The organism is Gordonia jacobaea (genome assembly GCF_001186365.1).
GTDB classification, from domain to species: domain Bacteria; phylum Actinomycetota; class Actinomycetes; order Mycobacteriales; family Mycobacteriaceae; genus Gordonia; species Gordonia jacobaea.
This window is the reverse complement of sequence record NZ_LDTZ01000015.1, coordinates 560,565-577,303: the sequence shown is the minus strand read 5'-3', so window position 1 is coordinate 577,303 and position 16,739 is coordinate 560,565. Positions and strand designations below refer to the sequence as shown.

General features: G+C 66.3%; 14 protein-coding genes. 8 read left to right on the top strand and 6 right to left on the bottom strand.

Annotated features, from left to right (window positions below; translation table 11 throughout):
• Positions 1 to 96: 96 nt before the first annotated feature.
• From ABW18_RS08605 to ABW18_RS08595, 3 genes are all read right to left on the bottom strand, one after another.
• The gene (locus ABW18_RS08605) at positions 97 to 1,035 is read right to left on the bottom strand and encodes an alpha/beta hydrolase (RefSeq protein WP_049698517.1); all 939 of its coding nucleotides are present in this window, start codon (positions 1,033 to 1,035) and stop codon (positions 97 to 99) included.
• Between the two features lie 201 nt (positions 1,036 to 1,236).
• Positions 1,237 to 2,688 carry a S1C family serine protease gene (locus ABW18_RS08600; protein ID WP_049698516.1) on the bottom strand — a complete coding sequence of 484 codons (1,452 nt, stop codon included), beginning with the start codon at positions 2,686 to 2,688 and terminating at the stop codon, positions 1,237 to 1,239.
• Positions 2,689 to 2,767: 79 nt separating this feature from the next.
• Positions 2,768 to 4,969 (bottom strand): ArnT family glycosyltransferase, encoded by a 2,202-nt coding sequence (locus ABW18_RS08595; RefSeq protein ID WP_049698644.1) that lies wholly within the window; start codon positions 4,967 to 4,969, stop codon positions 2,768 to 2,770.
• A gap of 646 nt (positions 4,970 to 5,615) precedes the next feature.
• On the opposite strand from ABW18_RS08595, the gene ABW18_RS08590 reads away from it, so the two are divergent.
• Together ABW18_RS08590 and ABW18_RS08585 are read left to right on the top strand one after the other, a co-directional pair.
• Positions 5,616 to 6,785, top strand: coding sequence for an LCP family protein (locus ABW18_RS08590; protein WP_049698643.1), 1,170 nt, complete (start codon positions 5,616 to 5,618; stop codon positions 6,783 to 6,785).
• A 116-nt stretch (positions 6,786 to 6,901) separates the two neighbouring features.
• The gene (locus ABW18_RS08585; RefSeq protein ID WP_049698515.1) at positions 6,902 to 8,317 is read left to right on the top strand and encodes a purine-cytosine permease family protein; all 1,416 of its coding nucleotides are present in this window, start codon (positions 6,902 to 6,904) and stop codon (positions 8,315 to 8,317) included.
• A 73-nt stretch (positions 8,318 to 8,390) separates the two neighbouring features.
• Here the strand turns inward: ABW18_RS08585 and ABW18_RS08580 are convergent, their stop codons facing one another.
• Positions 8,391 to 9,971: a helix-turn-helix domain-containing protein gene (locus ABW18_RS08580; protein ID WP_049698514.1), complete on the bottom strand. Its 1,581-nt coding sequence runs from the start codon at positions 9,969 to 9,971 to the stop codon at positions 8,391 to 8,393.
• A gap of 86 nt (positions 9,972 to 10,057) precedes the next feature.
• Here ABW18_RS08580 and ABW18_RS08575 point away from each other — a divergent pair, with 86 nt between their 5' ends.
• From ABW18_RS08575 to ABW18_RS22350, 6 genes are all read left to right on the top strand, one after another.
• Complete coding sequence (locus tag ABW18_RS08575) at positions 10,058 to 10,576, top strand: nucleoside deaminase (protein WP_049698642.1); 519 nt, start codon at positions 10,058 to 10,060, stop codon at positions 10,574 to 10,576.
• Positions 10,573 to 11,553: an isopenicillin N synthase family dioxygenase gene (locus ABW18_RS08570; RefSeq protein ID WP_049698513.1), complete on the top strand. Its 981-nt coding sequence runs from the start codon at positions 10,573 to 10,575 to the stop codon at positions 11,551 to 11,553. Before ABW18_RS08575 ends, ABW18_RS08570 begins: the two co-directional genes overlap by 4 nt.
• Before the next feature lie 111 nt (positions 11,554 to 11,664).
• Positions 11,665 to 12,726 (top strand): PHP domain-containing protein, encoded by a 1,062-nt coding sequence (locus ABW18_RS08565; RefSeq protein WP_049698512.1) that lies wholly within the window; start codon positions 11,665 to 11,667, stop codon positions 12,724 to 12,726.
• An 83-nt stretch (positions 12,727 to 12,809) separates the two neighbouring features.
• Positions 12,810 to 13,262: a cyanase gene (gene cynS, locus ABW18_RS08560; protein ID WP_162491223.1), complete on the top strand. Its 453-nt coding sequence runs from the start codon at positions 12,810 to 12,812 to the stop codon at positions 13,260 to 13,262.
• Positions 13,263 to 13,354: 92 nt separating this feature from the next.
• A complete protein-coding gene (locus ABW18_RS08555; RefSeq protein ID WP_049698511.1) occupies positions 13,355 to 14,026 on the top strand; it encodes a class I SAM-dependent methyltransferase in 672 nt (223 codons plus the stop codon).
• Positions 14,027 to 14,320: 294 nt separating this feature from the next.
• Positions 14,321 to 14,764 carry a hypothetical protein gene (locus tag ABW18_RS22350; RefSeq protein ID WP_152930035.1) on the top strand — a complete coding sequence of 148 codons (444 nt, stop codon included), beginning with the start codon at positions 14,321 to 14,323 and terminating at the stop codon, positions 14,762 to 14,764.
• On the opposite strand, the gene ABW18_RS08545 is transcribed toward ABW18_RS22350, so the two are convergent.
• Both ABW18_RS08545 and ABW18_RS08540 read right to left on the bottom strand, forming a co-directional pair.
• Complete coding sequence (locus ABW18_RS08545; RefSeq protein WP_049698509.1) at positions 14,647 to 15,504, bottom strand: ABC transporter ATP-binding protein; 858 nt, start codon at positions 15,502 to 15,504, stop codon at positions 14,647 to 14,649. The genes ABW18_RS22350 and ABW18_RS08545 overlap by 118 nt on opposite strands.
• On the bottom strand, positions 15,501 to 16,538 hold the full coding sequence (locus ABW18_RS08540; protein WP_049698508.1) for an ABC transporter permease: 1,038 nt from the start codon (positions 16,536 to 16,538) through the stop codon (positions 15,501 to 15,503). The genes ABW18_RS08545 and ABW18_RS08540 overlap by 4 nt, the downstream gene beginning before the upstream one ends.
• Positions 16,539 to 16,739: the final 201 nt, after the last annotated feature.

Sequence of the window (16,739 nt, the reverse complement as noted above, 5' to 3'; positions counted from 1 at the left end):
GTTCATCGGAACACTTTTGCGTGATCATTACCGCGCGCGTGTCCTCGGGTAACGCTCACCTCACACCGACCGGCGACGCCGCGTGAGGTTCGCGAGTCAGCGGTCTCTGAACCAGCCGGCGCTCTTTGCGCGCCAGGCCATTTCCTCCCAGTAGCCCCAACTGTGGGTGCCAACACGTGGATAGTCGGTTGTGATCGGGAGACCAGCCCGACTCGCCGCGAATTCGAACGCGCGCGTCTGTGCCTGGGCGAGTACCTCGAGCGGAGTTCCCTTGAGCGAGTTGGAGATGTTGGTGTCGCGATTGCCCCAGATGGCCGATCCGGCAGCCACCCGCACACTCAGTCCACGTAAGCGCGGAGCCTGGACGAACGGATCGTTGTCGAGCCACCGTGTGCTCCACGGGGGACCCCACATGTCGTCGGAATTGAACGCACCGACGCCCGCCTCGAGCCCGGCGTCGAGGAGTGTGAGCCGGATGGCTTCCCGCATACCCGGTGCCGACAGATTCAGGTACCCCGACATCGAGAACGCGTGCGAGATGCGTGCGTGGTGATAGGCGCCGTAGATCAGTGCGGCGTTGCCGCCCATCGAGATTCCCATGATCGCGTACTTGTGTCGCGGTCCGACGTCGAGCCCCTGTCGGTCGAGCATTGCGACCAAAGTGTCGAGGCGGCAGGTCCACCGGTAGCGATAGCCCATGTTGCTCAGACTGTTGCGGGCGTTCCAGTCGGTGTAGAAGCTCGCGAGACCGCCCGCGGGCGCTACCACGTTGACGCCGCTGTCGGCCATGGCGCCGACGTTGGTGCTCAGCTTCCATCCGCTGGCCGCCGCCGTCACGCGCAGTCCGGAGAGCGCGATCACGGTCTTGTAGTTGCCCGCACGCGTCCACATGTCGACCGGCGTGGCAGGCATGCCGCACCCGCTGAGAGTGGCGCGACGGTATACGGCGGCGTCGGCAGTGCCCGCTCCGACAATGCCCACGCCGAGAGCCGCGGCGATGACGGCGATCAGGGTCGTGATCCGCGTGTGGCGCATGGGCCGAGGATCTCACGATGAGCCCGACGACTTACCCGATTCGGAGGACGAACCGGCGCGCAACAGCTGGCGGGTTACCCGGCCCGTCGCTTGCGGTTGCCCAGACGCGCGGAATCCGCGCGTCTGGGCAACCGGAAAATCGAGCGTGGGGGGCGTCGCGCAGTCAGAGCGCGGGGACGCTACAGCCGGCCGCGGCGGCTATCAGGGCAGCCCGAAACCGAACGGCAGGCGACCGCCCTCGCGCTGCCGACCGGAACCGCTTCCGTCCGAGCCGTCTCCGTCGGAGCCGCTGCCGCGCTCGGAGATCGTCGTCTGTTCCTTGTCGACGGTGCTGCCCAGTGTCACCTGGACGGTCTTGGTCTGTCCGCCGGAACTGACGGTCACGGGCACGGTTTCACCGGGGGAGTGCGTGAGGATCTGCGCCATCAGGTCGGCGTAGTTGCCGATGGTGGCGTTGCCGATCTTGGTGATCACGTCACCGTTCTTGATGCCGGCATCGGCTGCCGGACCGCCCGACTGCACCGACGTGACCTTGGCTCCGTTGACCGCATCGTTGCTCGATGCGAGCGAACCCGACACGCCCAGAACAGGTTTGGTGGCCTGTCCGTCTTGCATCAGTTCATTCGCGATGCGCTTTGCCGTGTTGATCGGAATGGCGAAGCCGAGGCCGAATGCCTGCGGGCCGCCACTGCTGCTCTGTCCGGTGTCGACGGCCGAGTTCACAGCGATGACCTGTCCTTGCAGATTCACCAGTGGCCCACCGGAATTGCCCGGGTTGATCGGAGTGTCGGTCTGTAGCCCGTTGTAGACGGTGACCGAGCTGCCCTGTTCGTCACCCGCGGTCACGGTCCGCGACAGTGCGCTCACGATTCCGGACGTCACAGTGTTGGAAAGGTTTTCGGGACTGCCGACGGCGACCACCTGCTGGCCGACCTGAAGCGACCCGGAATCGCCGATGCTCGCGGGGGTGAGCCCCGACGCGCCGTCGAGCTTGATGACCGCGATGTCGTACGAGGGAGAGGTGCCCTTCACGCTTGCGGGATAGGTCTTTCCGTCCGGGGTGGTCACCTGGATCTTGGCGCCGCTGCCGACGCCCGACACCACGTGATTGTTGGTGAGGACGTAGCCGTCCGGCGAGAGAATGATGCCGCTACCGACCGCTGTGCCCTTGCTGGTTGCGACCTTGATGTCTGCCGTCGACTTCGACGCCACCTGTGCGGCGTAGGTGACCGAACCGGGTTGCGCGTCAGCGGCATTGGTTGCCGCGGCGGGTGCCGACGCGATGACGGGAGCGTTCGACGACGAGCCGTTGTCGAGAAGGGCATACCCTCCGACGCCGACGAGGCCACCGACCAGTCCGGCCAGCACCGCCGTCGCGACAAGCGGCTTGGCGATCCCGCGGGATCGCTGGGCAGGCGCCGGGGGTGTCGGAGCGCTCGCGTATGCGCCGGGGAACCGCCCTCCGTTGGGATGAGTGGCAGAGAACTGCCCGGCGGTGGGATTAGGCTCTGTGTAAGGATTCTCGTAGGGTGCGCCCTGCCACGATGTCCCCGGGTCGGTTGCGGTGCCTGGGTCGGTTCCGTGGCGTCCCTGATCCGGGTGGGGTCCCTCGATCGGTGAGGTGTCGGACTCGTCGGGCGTGTTGCTGTTCACGAGACCACACTGCCGTCCGCTACTGAGAGCATGGTCAGTGCGAAATTCTGAATTTGCTGACAAAACAACGGTGTTCTCCTCAGCTTTGTGCCAGGTGATGGGTACGACGACGGGTCGTCGAATGTGTCTCCGGCCGTGCGGTGCCGGAGTTCTGTTGTGCCGAAGTGGTGTCCGCCGACGCCGACGTCGTGCCTGTGCCCGGCCGCGCGCTGAGGTCGTACACCGTGTAGTCGCCGACGGTGCGGGCAGCGTAATGGCTTGTGACCCACTTCCCGATGGGTGCGGTAACCGAACTGCCTCTTCCGCTCGCGCGTTGTCCGCCGCCGAACCCGTCGGTCGTGGTCGTCGCGCTGTGTGTTTCGGTTCCGGACTCACGCGGGGTGGTCACCACGTAGTAGCCGATCTCCTTGTCGGCCACATACTTCTGGAACTGCGCGAGCGTCGGCGTCGGATCGTTGGAGAATCCGCCGATACCCATGACCGGGACGCGGGCGTCGAGTTCGAGCGACGCTGCGCTCGACGTCCTGTTGGTGGCCGCAGCCCAGCGCGCGGAACTCGATTGCAACAGACGGTCGAGTTGGGGCGAATCCGGGGCGGTTCCCATACCCCCGCCGCCTGTGCTGTGTCCGGAAGAGCTGTGCCCAGAAGTTCCGTGGCCAGAAGTACCGTGCCCAGAGGTGTCGCGCCCAGAAGTGTTGTGCCCGGGCAGTACCGACGGCCCGCCGCCAGTGTGTGCCACTGCGTCGCCGTTGATCGCGAACGCGGCCGGAGCCGAGAGGACGGCCAGCACACCGCATCCGGCCGCGATGAGAGCGACGGGCCGACGAGCGCGTGTCGGCACGGCAGCAAGTACTGCGGCCGCGACGGCGACAAGTAGTACCGCCCAACGCAACCAGGGAAGCCACGACGATTCGCGGTCGAGTAGCACGAATGCCCAGGCGCCGCCCGCGATGATCATTGCTGCCAGTCCCACACGCGCGGTGATCGCGCGCCACACGGTCGCCGAGTCGCGGGCGCGCCACGCCTCGACGACCCCGATTCCGACCAGTCCCGCGATGGGCGGCGCGATCGCGAGTGAGTAGTAGGGGTGAACCGTTCCACTCATGTAGGACAACACAATTCCGTCGAGCAGTAACCACAGTCCGAACAGCAGCGCGCCTGCGCGCACGAGGTCGGTGCGTGGTGCACGGCCGCGAAGAGCGAGCACCACCACCAGCGCGATGAGCGCTGACGGCAGTAGGAACGAGATTTCCGCTCCGAACTCTCCGGCGAAGAGTCGGCCGATGCCGGGGGTGCTACCGAACATTCCACCGCCGAAACCATGTGCGAGAGAGGGGTTCTGGCGCATGAATTCATCCAGCGCGGCATCGGTGGGACCGCCCGCGTGGCTGCGACCCTGGATGCGGTCGAGTCCGTTGTAGCCGAGCACCAGATTCATGAAGTTGTTGTCCGTCGAACCAGCGAGGTACGGGCGCGACGATGCCGGCCATAGGAGCGTGAGCACCACATACCATCCCGATGCCACGACGAGTGCGAGCGCCGCGACCGCAAGATGCCAGATGCGCCGACCAAGCGTCGTCGGGGCGGCCAACAGATAGACGACGCCCAGCGCGGGCAACACCATCAATCCTTCCAGCATCTTGGCGAGGAACGCGAAACCCAGTGCAACACCGGCCAGTACGAGCCAGCGCAGTGATGCCCGACACGTCGCTCGCACCGTGCAGTAGGCGGCCGCGGTCATCAGCAGGACCATCGCGGCGTCGGGGTTGTTGAATCGAAACATCATGGCCGCCACGGGAGTCAGCGCAAGGGCTGCGCCTGCGATGAGTCCCGCTGTCCTGCCGGAGATGCGGGTCACCGTGGCGTAGAGCAGAGCGACCGATGCGACTCCCATGATCGCCTCGGGGATCAGCATGCTCGCGGACGAGTATCCGAAGATCTGTCCGGAGATCCCCATGATCCATTGCGACACCGGGGGTTTGTCGACGGTGATGAAGTTCGACGGATCGACCGATCCGAAAAGTACGGCCTCCCAGTTGCGCGACCCCGCCCACGCCGCACCCGCGTAGAACGAGTTGGCGTTTCCGTTGACGGTGATGTTCCAGAGGTAGAGCACAGCGGTGCCGACGAGGAGTGCAGCGAGGGCTACACGATCACGGGTTGTCGCGCGGGGCAGGCGATTGCCGTCGGCGCCGATCTCGAGGTCGTCTGTTCCCTGCGGTGCGGCGAGACGGGAGGTGCCGTTGGGAAACGCAGCTGCGGCTGGGGAGGCTGGGGTCACGAACACGATGGTGCGGCCGATGTGCTGAGGTGCGGCTGAGGCTGCGCTGCCAGGTAGCTGTGAGCGCGGAAATGTGTTCTCACCAGGGGTGTTTCAGTGTCCGATCCGTCCGGAACGTCGAGTACTCAGGGCTCTCACAGACGGTGTCACTACGGTGACCCAGTCGAGGTGGGGGAGTCCGCCCAAGACCATTGATGCCGACCAGTGATGTTGGCCTGTGATGCCGATCACGGGTGCGGCAGTGAACTATCGAGAAAGGGCGGAACCGGTGGAGCAGGAGGGAACGTCGCGCTATCGCGCGCGCCGCGCACCCTCCGGTGACCGTGGTTTCCGTGGCTCCGACGGTCGGCGCCTGACTGCGGGCGAAGTCGCTGCACGACGGTCGCGTATCCCTGCGAGTCCGGCCGTAAGGCAGCAAGCGCCGCCCCGACCGGAACCGCGAACGCGGTGGGAGCCGGTCGACGATCTCACCCAGCCCATTCCGCAGGTCACCACCTCGCGCCGCACGCGCAGGTCCGCCGCGAACGATGACGCTCGCGCCTCGTCCCGTACCCGCCCGTCCCGCACCCGCTCGACGCGCCGACGCCAAGCGGCCCGCGCCCAGCGCCGGTCGTCGGCGGTGCGAATCGGGCGGATCGCGGTCGCGATGTGTTCGGTCGCGATCCTCGGCGTCGTCGGACTCGCGTGGGGCACTGTTACACACGTCGCCGGAGGGTTCGGCAGGTCGGCAGCATTGGCCGGCGGACCGGCGTCGAGCGGCGGGGCCGAGAACATCCTGCTGATGGGTCTCGACACCCGCAAGGACCGCGACGGCAACAATCTGTCACCCGACGTCCTCAAGCAGCTTCATGCCGGAGATGGCGACGAGGGTGGCTACAACACCAACACCCTGATCCTCGTGCACATCCCCGCGGACAGGAAGAACATCGTCGCGTTCTCGATTCCGCGCGACGACCTCGTCGATGTCGACGGTCTCGATGTCAGCCAGGCCAAGATCAAAGAGGCGTACGGCCGCAAGAAGGCGATGGTCGAGGACGAACTGACGGCGCAGGGCATCACCGATCAGGCCACCCTCGAATCACGTGGACGTGAGGCCGGTCGTGCCGAGACCATCGAGACGGTGCGTCAGCTCACCGGGGTGCCGATCGATCGGTTCGCCGAAGTGAGCCTCGTCGGCTTCTACGACATATCCAAGGCGCTCGGCGGTATCGACGTCTGTCTGAATCATTCTGTCCGCGACTCGTATTCGGGCGCTCGGTTCCCCGCGGGGCGCCAGCACCTCAACGCGTCGCAGTCGTTGGCCTTCGTGCGGCAGCGCCACGGACTCGACAACGGCGACCTCGACCGTACCCACCGACAGCAGGCGTTCCTCCTCTCGGTGATGCATCAGGTACAGAGCACCGGAATGCTGACCGACCCCGGAAAACTCAACAGACTCAGCACAGCCCTCAATAACGACGTGGTGCTCTCCGACGGGTGGGACCTCACGTCGTGGGGGCAGCAGATGCTCGCACCGAGCGGCCAGCGCGTCAGCTTCCGCACGCTTCCGGTCGAGCGGTACGACACGGTCGACGGCCAGGACGTCAACATCATCGACACCGCAAAGGTGCGCGACCAGATCCAGACAGCCTTCGGTATGAAGGCGGCGTCGACCACGTCCAGCGCCTCGGCAGCGTCACCGTCTGCCGAGTCGTCTTCCGGTTCGACGTCGACGAGCGACCCTGCCGACGACGAGACGACGGCGTCGCTCGACGGTCCCGCGCCAGACTCGGGCGGAGCCGTGAGCAGCGGTTCGGCCATTCCCTGCGTCGACTGAGTGAGCTCGGCGTCGGGTCGATCGATGCTCGACCGTCGAAATGTCGCGCCTGCGGGTGGGTGCAACGGACAATCCGTCGGTTGCCGCTCCCGACGCGACGCAGCACAGTATCCGCCATGAGTACAGACGCACCCGCCGACGACGATGCCGCCGTCACGCAGTTGAACTACGGCAGCAAAGTCCTCGCCGTCGAGCCAGGTGGCAACGAGCCGATTCCGGTGGAGGCCCGCCACGGGTCGCCGCGCGGGCTCTTCTGGACGTGGACGGCACCCAACCTCGAATTCGCCACGATCTTCGTCGGCGTGCTCGCTGTGGCCGTGTTCGGTCTGTCGTTCTGGCAGGCCGTGGCCGCGGTGGTGCTCGGCAACGGACTCGCCGCGGTTGCCCACTACCTGCTGTCGGCCGACGGGCCACTGCACGGGGTGCCGCAGATGGTGCTCGGTCGGCTCGCCTTCGGATATCGCGGCAACATCCTTCCCGCGACGTTCATGGCAGTCATGTGCGGCGTCGGCTGGTTCGCGACCAACAGTGCCAGTGGCGCTTTCGCCTTGTCGTCGTTGTTCGGATTCACCCCGCTCGTGGGGTTGATCATCATCGTCATCGTGCAGACCGCGTTCGCGTTCTTCGGGCACAACCTGGTGCAGCGATTCGAGCGGATCGCCGCGCCGATCCTGGCGGTGATCTTCTTGATCGCCGCGGTGATCATCTTCAGTAAGTCGCACCTCGACGCGCCCCCGTCGTCGGGCGGCGGTTTCTCGATGGCGGGCTTCTGGCTCACCGTCGGTGCCGCGTTCGGGTACACCGCAGGCTGGACGCCCTACGCCGCCGACTACACGCGCTACCTTCCGCCGACAGTGTCGCGGGTGCACACGGGCCTTTACGCGTCGCTCGGCTTGTTCGTCTCGTGCACCGTGCTGATGCTCGTGGGCGCGGCGTCGGTGACGATCGGTCCGGCGACGTCGGACAACCCGACCGCCGCATTCACCGCGAACCTGCCGACGCTCGTCGCGGATCTCACGTTGCTCGCCATCGCGGTCGGCGCCGTCGCGGCCAACGCGATCAACGTCTACTCCGGATCGATGGCGTTCGTGACCATGGGATTCAAGCTGCCGATGAACACGCAGCGCGCGCTGGTCACAGTGCTGTTCGGCATCGTCGGATTCCTGGTGGCCTGGTGGGCACTTGCCGACGCCGCAGCGTCGTACGAGGCATTCCTGCTCTTGGTTGCCTACTGGATCGGTCCGTGGCTCGGTGTGGTCTTCGCCGATCGGTTGCTGCGCAAGAAGCGTCCGTCGTTGGACCTGCTGTACGACACGCGCTACGTGAACTGGGGTGGACTCGCCGCGTTCGTCATCGCGCTCGTCGGATCGGTCCTGCTGTTCTGCAATCAGGAGAAGTTCGTCGGGTACGCGGTTCGCGCGGTTCCCGAGTTGGGTGACATCGGTGCGTTCGTCGGGTTCGCAATCGCATTCGTGGGGTATGTGGTTCTGGCCAGAAAGAGTGTCGAGGAGTCGCAGCGCACATACGTCTGACGACACAGCCTCTCGCTGTCACGCCGACGCGGGTCCTGCTCCGAGGTTCATCTCGGAGCAGGGCCCGCGTCGGTCAGTTCGGCGTGCGGGTCCCGGCGCCGTCGGCGCGTAAAGCGCTGAATGCCAACAGAATCGATGCATACATCTCGGGGTCTGTCGGGTCGAATCCGAGCACCTCGCGCACACGGTCGAGACGCTGATAAAGGCTTTGGCGTCCAATGTGCAAGGCCTGCGCCGAGCGAGTTGCACTGCAGCCGTTGCGCAGATGCACCTCTAGTGTGTGTGCAAGATGCGTCGACGACGCCGCGTCGTGGCGAACGAGCGGATCGATGAGGTCGATCAGTTCGTCGCGTGCCGCAGCAGACATGGTGCTTGCCGCGGCGTCGACGGCCAGAGCCCTTGCGGTGAACACGCGCCCGGCAACACTCTTGGTCTGCACGGATTCGACTGCGCTGCCCAGTCTTTCGGCACAGGTACGCAGCGAGTCTCCGATCGATAGCGACAGTCCTGGCCCTGGCCCGGCGTCAGCGGTCGCACACGGTTGGCCGACGACCACGGTCACGCGGCTGGCGTGTGCACCGATGTCGGTGAACGCCGTGCGGACGCAGTCGACGGCGTCGTGGTCACCGGTGGGAGTCGGCATCACGACGAGGCCGTACACGGTGGCGTCGACGGTCTCGAAGACCACACCGCCGAGCGTGGCCGCGGCACGACTGAGCGCACTCTCGGCCATGCGTGAATCGGGAGACTCGACGACAACCGGCACGATCTGAGTCGACTGCGACACCGGAGCGCCCGAACCCGACAGACGAGCGAACAGATCGGCTCGTCGAATCGGGCGCGACGCCAACAATTCCTCGATGAGCCGCGACGCCACCGCGGAGCGCCCAATGCCTCCACGTACGAGTGCCGACGTCAGTGGACCCGCCGCACAGTCGAGGAGCATCGCGGCGCGTTCGCCGGGGATCGGTGTGGCACCCGGACCTGCGATCAACCGTGCGATCTCGCGTCCGCGCGCGATGATCGGCGCCGATGCGATTTGACCGTCGACGGCCCGCCACGCTGATCGATCGTCGTCGACGCCGTGCGCGGCGATCAGTGCACCTCCCGTGCCCACCAACACGATCGGGCAGTGCGCGGCGTCGGAGACGTGTTCGAGCATCTTGGCGACGCCACCGCCGGAGGCCATGTCGTCGTGCAGGGTGGTGTCGAGCTCGCCACGTAACCGCAGGTCGGCGAGTTCTGCAGACACGATGGCCGTGTTGGAGGTGCGGCACATCGTGATGAACGGAACCACACGACGTAGCTCGACGATCGGCAGCCGCCGCGCGGATCCCTCCCGAATGATCTCGTCGGGAACGCTGTCGAAGCTGCGTCCGATCTCGAACGCGAGCGCCACCACACCACGTTCAGCCAGCTCGCGGACGTAATGGCGGCGGGTGCCCGCGTCGAGGCCAGCCAATCCGAGTCCGGTCGTCAACAACAGTTCACCGCCCGAGAGCAGGGGGCCTATCTCGTAGATCTCGCTCGAATGCACCCAGATCACGGGGCGTTCGAGGCGATCGTGTGCGGTGAGCACGTGCGGATCGGCGTCGATGAGGTAGTCGTCGATGATCTGTCGGAGCGAGAGCGTCGACGCCGGCCGTTGAAGCATGGATAGACGATATGCACGTTGAGGTCGGCGCGCGACACGACGGACTGTCGGTTGAACACGACGACGTAGCCGCGCACAGTCGAATCATGCTCTCGCGACATGGGACGACGTCCGCGTTCGACGCCGTGGCTGCGCTCGACACCGCCTACCGACAAGCGCAACTCGGCCTCTCCGAAGGGGGGATCCCGATCGGGGCCGCGCTGTTCAGCGCCGACGGCACCCTCCTCGGTGAGGGACGCAACCGTCGCGTGCAGCACGACGACCCGTCTGTGCACGGCGAGACCGACGCCTTCCGCGTGGCGGGCAGGCAGCGCGACTATTCGTCGACCATCATGGTCACCACGCTGGCGCCGTGCTGGTACTGCAGTGGGCTCATCCGGCAGTTCGGTATCGGTGCGGTGGTGATCGGGGAAAACCGCACCTTCGACGGTGGGCAGGAGTGGCTGCGCGACCTCGGCGTCGACGTGACGATTCTCGACGACGAGCGGTGCGTCGCGATGATGACCGACTTCATCGCCGGGAATCCCGCGCTCTGGAATGAGGACATCGGTGTCGTCGACGCCGGAGTGAACTCGGCACGTTCCGACACGGGGAGTCTGCGGTGAGCGGGGAGACGTCGAGTCCGATCCTGACCGTCGACCTCGCGCAGTGGCACGCGGGCGGCGAAGGCGCCGAGGCCGTGTGCGCCGCGGTGGACGAGTCGCTGCAGAAGGCGGGGTTCCTTCTGGTGACGGGCCACGGAATCGATCCGGCGCTGCCAGCAGCGCTGCGCGCTACCGCCAGGGAGTTCTTCGCCATGTCGCCGGAGGTGAAAGGGCAGTACGCCGTCGGCGTCGGTGGTCGAGGCTGGATCGGGCCGGGCCTGGAGGCCAATGGCTACTCCGAGGGCACCGAGACACCTCCCGACCTGAAGGAGACCTACAACTCGGGGGCGCAGACCCGCGTCGGCATTCCCGAGGTGGACGACTACTGGTTCGCGCCGGACGTCTGGCCCGCCGAGGCGCCCCGACTGCGTGAGCTGTTCACCGCCTGGACCGCGGCGTGCAAGAAGCTCTCCGACGACCTGCTCGCCCTGATGGCGGCGTCGCTGGGACTGTCCGGGAGCGAGAACCCGTTTCGCGACCTCGCGGGCTCGGCCACCTGGACGTCGAACATCAATCACTATCCGCCCATGACCGACATCGGTGAGCCGGAGCCCGGTCAGTACCGCATCGGCCCGCACACCGACTTCGGCACCGTCACCATCCTCGACCGCGAGCCGGGCGCGGGCGGGCTGCAGGTCTACAGCGAGCAGGGCGGTTGGGCCGATGCGCCGTACGACCCGTCTGCGTTGACGGTCAACATCGGCGACCTGCTCGAGTACTGGTCGGGAGGCCGCTGGCCCGCAGGCAGGCACCGCGTGCTGCCGCCGCAGGCCGACGCCCCGGAGGAGGACCTCGTCTCGTTGATCTTCTTCTACGAACTCGACCACGACGCCGTCGTGACACCCCTGGACCCTCCCGTCGGCAAGATTGCGGGCAGGCCACCGGTGATCGGCGGCGACTTCATCCGCGAACGGCTCGACGCCATCACGGTCGGCTAGATCCCGTCGACTGTGCGCTCTATCCGGTCGACTGTGCGCTAAAAGCGGTTGAGTGGGCGTCGAATTCGTTCGAGAGTGCGCTGCTGGGTCGGGCGAGGCTACTGTCGGGGAATGCGCTCACTGATCCCGCTCGCCGCGCCGATCGATCCCGCGCAGGCGCTGACGAGGATCGCGTGGTTACTCGAGCGCGACAGACAGAGCAGCTACCGAGTCGAGGCGTTCCGGCGCGCGGCCGCGACGGTCGTCGAGGTCGGTGATGACGAGATTCGACGACGCTCCGCGGCGGGTTCGCTGACCGCGTTGTCGGGCATCGGCAAGACGACTGCAGCCGTGATCGACGAGGCCGTGTCGGGGGTGCTTCCCGACTATCTCGACGGGTTGCAGGTCGGAGCCGATCCCATGGCCGACCCCGCAGCCGACCTGCTCTACGAGGCGCTGCGCGGCGACCTCCACGCACACACCACGTGGAGCGACGGCGGTGCATCCATCGACGAAATGGCATCGGCGGCAAGCGCTCTCGGCCAACAATGGCTCGCGATCACCGATCACTCACCCCGTCTGACCGTCGCCAACGGACTCTCGGCGGAGCGTCTCGATGCCCAGATCGGCGTCATCGAGCAGTTCAACGCGCGCGGCGACATCGACCTGGCCGTGTTGACCGGAATCGAAGTCGACATCCTCGACGACGGCGCACTCGACCAATCCGCGGAGATGCTCGAGCGCGTCGACGTCGTCACAGCGTCGGTGCACTCGAAGCTGAAGATGGACGCGGCTCCGATGACCCGACGGATGGTGGCCGCAGTCGAACACCCTCGCGTACGGGTGCTCGGGCACTGCACGGGTCGGCTCATCACCGGCGGGCGCGGTACGCGCCCGCAGTCGACATTCGATGCGCACCAAGTGTTTTCGACGTGCCGTGACACCAACACCGCCGTCGAGATCAACTCTCGACCCGAACGCGTCGACCCTCCCGACGACCTGCTCACCTTGGCACGCGATCTCGGCTGCCTGTTCGCCATCGACTCCGACGCACACGCACCCGGCCAACTGGAATTCAAAGCACTCGGCGCCCAGCGCGCAGAGAAACTCGGCATCGACGCCGACCGCATTGTGACGACATGGCCACTGGACCGCCTGCGCGCGTGGTTGGGCGACGCCGACGTCGTTTCATGACCGCACCTCGCAATAGACCGACCATCAGATCGACCAACCATCCGTTCGACCAACCATCCGTATCACCAGCAAGGGAGCGACCGTTGAACCCACCGATCATGTCCAAATCCGACGCCGCCGAACTCATCGTCGCAGCGCGACTGCGTGCCGGTCTGACATGGGCCGAGATCGCCGAGCGCATCGAGGCCCCACTTGTGTGGACCGTTGCCGCACTACTCGGCAAGCATCCTGTACCTGCCGAGAAGGCCGAAATCGTCTGCGAGATACTCGGTCTCGGTGAGGGCGTCGCAGAGAGCCTTCGGCTACAACCCGCTCGGACGCGCGACGACGAACTGACGTCCGACCCGACGATCTACCGCTTCTACGAGGCGCTCGCGGTGTACGGTCCCGCACTCAAAGAGCTCATCCACGAGGAGTTCGGCGACGGCATCATGAGCGCCATCAACTTCAAGGTCGACGTCGCCAGGAGGCCCGACCCCGACGGCGACCGCGTGGTGGTCACCTTCGACGGGAAGTTCCTCGATTACCGCTGGTGAGCGCGATCCTGTGGCGCCGCACACATCCGTCGCGCCTAGATGCCCGGTAGCATTTCGTCGGATTTGTCCTACAAACGAAGGCAGGGCTGGCGATGGGTGCGGCGCGCGAGGGAATTGTCGGCGGTGCGCGGAAGCAGGCGGCCCGCGGCGTGGGACTCGTCTCGAGCTATCTGCGGCCGTACACGTCGGCACACGGCGTCGCCGATTGCGACGACGAATACCGCAGCGGCGACTGGGACTACCTTGCCAACGAGCAGGAGGCTCCGCGCTTCCACGTAGTTGCCGGGTACTGTCTGCGCACCACGCCCCGACCGCGTGTGCTCGAACTCGGTTGCGGCGAAGGGCTGTTGGCGCAGCGTCTCTCGCCCGCGCACTACACCGAGTTCCTCGGAGTCGACGCCGCTGAGGATGCCGTCGAAAAGGCTCGTGCGAAGGGGCTCGACCGCGCCGCGTTCGTGCAAGCCGACGCCAGTACGTTTACCCCGGATGACGTCGATCCGACGGCCTCGCAGACGCGGTTCGACGCGATCGTGTTCTCCGAGATGCTCTACTACCTCCCGGACCCGCTGGCGACGGTTCGCCGACTGCAGGAGGGGTGGCTCGCCCCGACCGGCGAGATCGTGGTGTCGCACTACAAATCGATCGACCTTCCCCAGGCCCGCCAGGTCTGGAAGCTGCTCCACTCCGCCTTCGACGTCCGGCTGCGCTCCACGCTGACCACGGGCGACCTCACCTGGACGATCGAGGCGCTCGCGCCGCGGTGATCTCGACAAGCTCGATCAGCGGGTGGGGCTCGATCGGCGGGTGATCTCGACAAGCTCGATCAGCGGGTGGGGCCCGATCGGCGGGTGGGGCTCGATCGGCGGGTGATCTCGACAAGCTCGATCAGCGAGGGGGTCGGCTCGATGAGCGGGGGGCAGCTGGATCAGCGGGGGGCAATCGATCAGCGAGGGTAGCTCGATCAGCGGGGGTTTGCCCACGTTGTGGCGCGCAACCGGCATCGTCGTCACACTGGAGGGCAGTCCGGTGTTCGCCGGGTGCTCGCAGGGAGGTAGACGATGGCAGGCAACAATCCATTCGGCATTGATCCGGAGGACTTCGATCGATTCGCACGCGAGGCCGGCGACGGCCTGCGCGACATGGTGGGCAAGTTCCTCGGTTCACCGTCGTCGGGAGTGGCGTGGTCGACCGTCTTCGAGCAGCCCGCGCGCCGTGCGGCACCCGAACCGGAGACGACCGGAAAGTCCGGCTCGGGCGTCTGGGCGGTCTTCGTCACCGACGCCGACGGCGGCGCACGCGTCGAGCAGGTCTTCGCGAACGAACTCGACGCCCTGCGGGCAAACCAGCACAACACCGACCCCACCCGTCGGGTCCGCTTTCTGCCCTACGGCATCGCGGTGAGCGCACTCGACATCGCCGTCCCGCGCAACGACACAAGCCCCACGCCGTTGAGCGACGACGGTCCCGCTTCCGACGATCCGACGCCTGGCTCGACGTCCTGATCGCTGGTCACGCTGCGCAGCCGTCCGTCGACCATCTCGTAGACGGCGTCCATCCGGTCGAGGTGCGTCGGATCGTGGGTGACCAGAACGCACGCCGCGCCGTGGGTCCGCGTCATCGCGGTGAGCAGTTCGACGATCGCGGCACCGCGTGCCGAGTCGAGCGCTGACGTCGGTTCGTCGACCAGCAGGAGCGACGGCGTGTTCATGAGTGCGCGCGCGATGTTGACGCGCTGACGTTGGCCGCCGGAGAGCTGCGCGGGAAGCTTGTGTGACTGATCGGCCAGCCCGACCTGGTCGAGCAGTAGTCGGGAGCGCTCACGCACGTCGCGGCGTCGGCTCGGTCCCGACCACCATCGCTGGCCGAGATGAGCGGTGACCTCCAATTGTTCGACCGCGGTCAGCGACGCGATGAGATTGGATTGCTGGAACACAAAGCCCAGGTGCTCGCGACGAGCCCGTGCGGCCTCCCCACGGGAGAGACCATTGAGTTCGACGGTGTCACCGGACCGGGTCGCAACCGAAACACGTCCCGAATCCGGTCGGATCAGACTGCCCGCAACGGCGAGCAGGCTCGACTTCCCAGAACCCGACGGTCCGGTGATCGCCACGATCTCGCCCGGCGCTACCGCGAGGCTGACATCGTCGAGCGCTCGCACACGCCCGGCGCCGTCGGGAAAGGTCAGCGTCACTGCCGACATGTCAAGGGCAGGAACAGATTTGGCTGAGACGATCGTGCTCATCGAGCACCTCCCAGTGCGGTCAGTGGATCAGTGGTGACAAGAAATCGGAGCGCCAGTGCGGCGCCTATCAGGCCGAGCGCGATGATGGCGGCAGCGGGCAGGAGGGTCGTGGCGGTGGTCAGCACGAACGGTATTCCGCCGAGGAATCCGCCGACCAGGGCAGTGATGGCCGTTCCGATCGCGGCCCCGACGACGAGCACCATCGCGGCCTGACCCAGCGCATCGCGTACGAGTGAACCGGTCGACGCGCCCAACGCCTTGAGGACCGCGATATCGGGAATGCGCTGCACCGTCCACACCGTGAAGAAGGCACCGATCACCAACGCCGAGATCACGAACAGCATGATGGTCATCAACGTGAGTGAACTGTTCTCGGCCTTGTAGGACGCCAGCGCCGAGAGCGCATCATCGGAACTCATGACCGTCGTCTGTGTCGCCCGTGCGACCGATGTGTCAGCACCGTTCGACGCCGTGAAGGTGACAACCGTGGCGGCGCCGGCATGCGGTGACAACTGCTGCCAATCGCCGAGCGAGAGGTACACGACGGGACTGTGTGCGTACCAGTCGTCGCCGACGATCCGCGCAACGGTGAGTGGTCGACCGCCGAGTTCGACGGACGTGCCCTCACTCGCGTGCAGCGTTTCTGCGACCGAAGAACTCAATTCGACGCTCCCCGGTGTGGGCGAGTCGCGGTCGGTACCGATGAGCGCCACGGGCACAGGGGAGTCGGGCGCGGTGGATGGCGCTATCCGCGCCCGGGATATCCCGACTCCAACACTGTCGGGTTGCGCCGAGCGCCATGCGGCCAGTTGCGCTGCGGTGAGCGAGGATTCGTCGAACGAGGGTGCGGTTCCGGTGTCGGAGAACACCACCGAGTTGCCCGGAAGGTGCTGCACCGCCGAGATGTTCTGGTGGCGTAGGCCCGCAGTGAGTCCGCTGAGGAACGTGACGAGTACGGCAACGAGCACGACGACGAGCGCTATCAAAGCGAACCGTCCACGGGCACGCCGCAGGTCGCGAAGCGCGACAAACATCGAGAAGTCCTTTCCGTCGCTGCGTACCCGGGCCCCGTGTGATCGTCCGGAGCGCAGCGTCGATGTGTGGTGACAACTTCATGCTCGGCCGCACACGCCGCCCGCGCGTCGCCTGTCGGGATGGCATCGGTTCCGTCCTCCGTACGTACCCTCTACTCCTTTCGATGGATGCGTGGACAACCAGCGCGGCTATCGTTGAAC

What these genes read in the sequence shown, in the direction of transcription:
- ABW18_RS22350 (WP_152930035.1), top strand. Translation starts at nt 14,321, where the DNA reads ATGGCAGGCAACAATCCATTCGGCATTGATCCGGAGGACTTCGATCGA.
- ABW18_RS08605 (WP_049698517.1), bottom strand. Translation starts at nt 1,035, where the DNA reads ATGCGCCACACGCGGATCACGACCCTGATCGCCGTCATCGCCGCGGCT.
- ABW18_RS08555 (WP_049698511.1), top strand. Translation starts at nt 13,355, where the DNA reads ATGGGTGCGGCGCGCGAGGGAATTGTCGGCGGTGCGCGGAAGCAGGCG.
- ABW18_RS08585 (WP_049698515.1), top strand. Translation starts at nt 6,902, where the DNA reads ATGAGTACAGACGCACCCGCCGACGACGATGCCGCCGTCACGCAGTTG.
- ABW18_RS08590 (WP_049698643.1), top strand. Translation starts at nt 5,616, where the DNA reads ATGTGTTCGGTCGCGATCCTCGGCGTCGTCGGACTCGCGTGGGGCACT.
- ABW18_RS08580 (WP_049698514.1), bottom strand. Translation starts at nt 9,971, where the DNA reads ATGCTTCAACGGCCGGCGTCGACGCTCTCGCTCCGACAGATCATCGAC.
- ABW18_RS08565 (WP_049698512.1), top strand. Translation starts at nt 11,665, where the DNA reads ATGCGCTCACTGATCCCGCTCGCCGCGCCGATCGATCCCGCGCAGGCG.
- ABW18_RS08575 (WP_049698642.1), top strand. Translation starts at nt 10,058, where the DNA reads ATGCTCTCGCGACATGGGACGACGTCCGCGTTCGACGCCGTGGCTGCG.
- ABW18_RS08545 (WP_049698509.1), bottom strand. Translation starts at nt 15,504, where the DNA reads ATGAGCACGATCGTCTCAGCCAAATCTGTTCCTGCCCTTGACATGTCG.
- ABW18_RS08540 (WP_049698508.1), bottom strand. Translation starts at nt 16,538, where the DNA reads ATGTTTGTCGCGCTTCGCGACCTGCGGCGTGCCCGTGGACGGTTCGCT.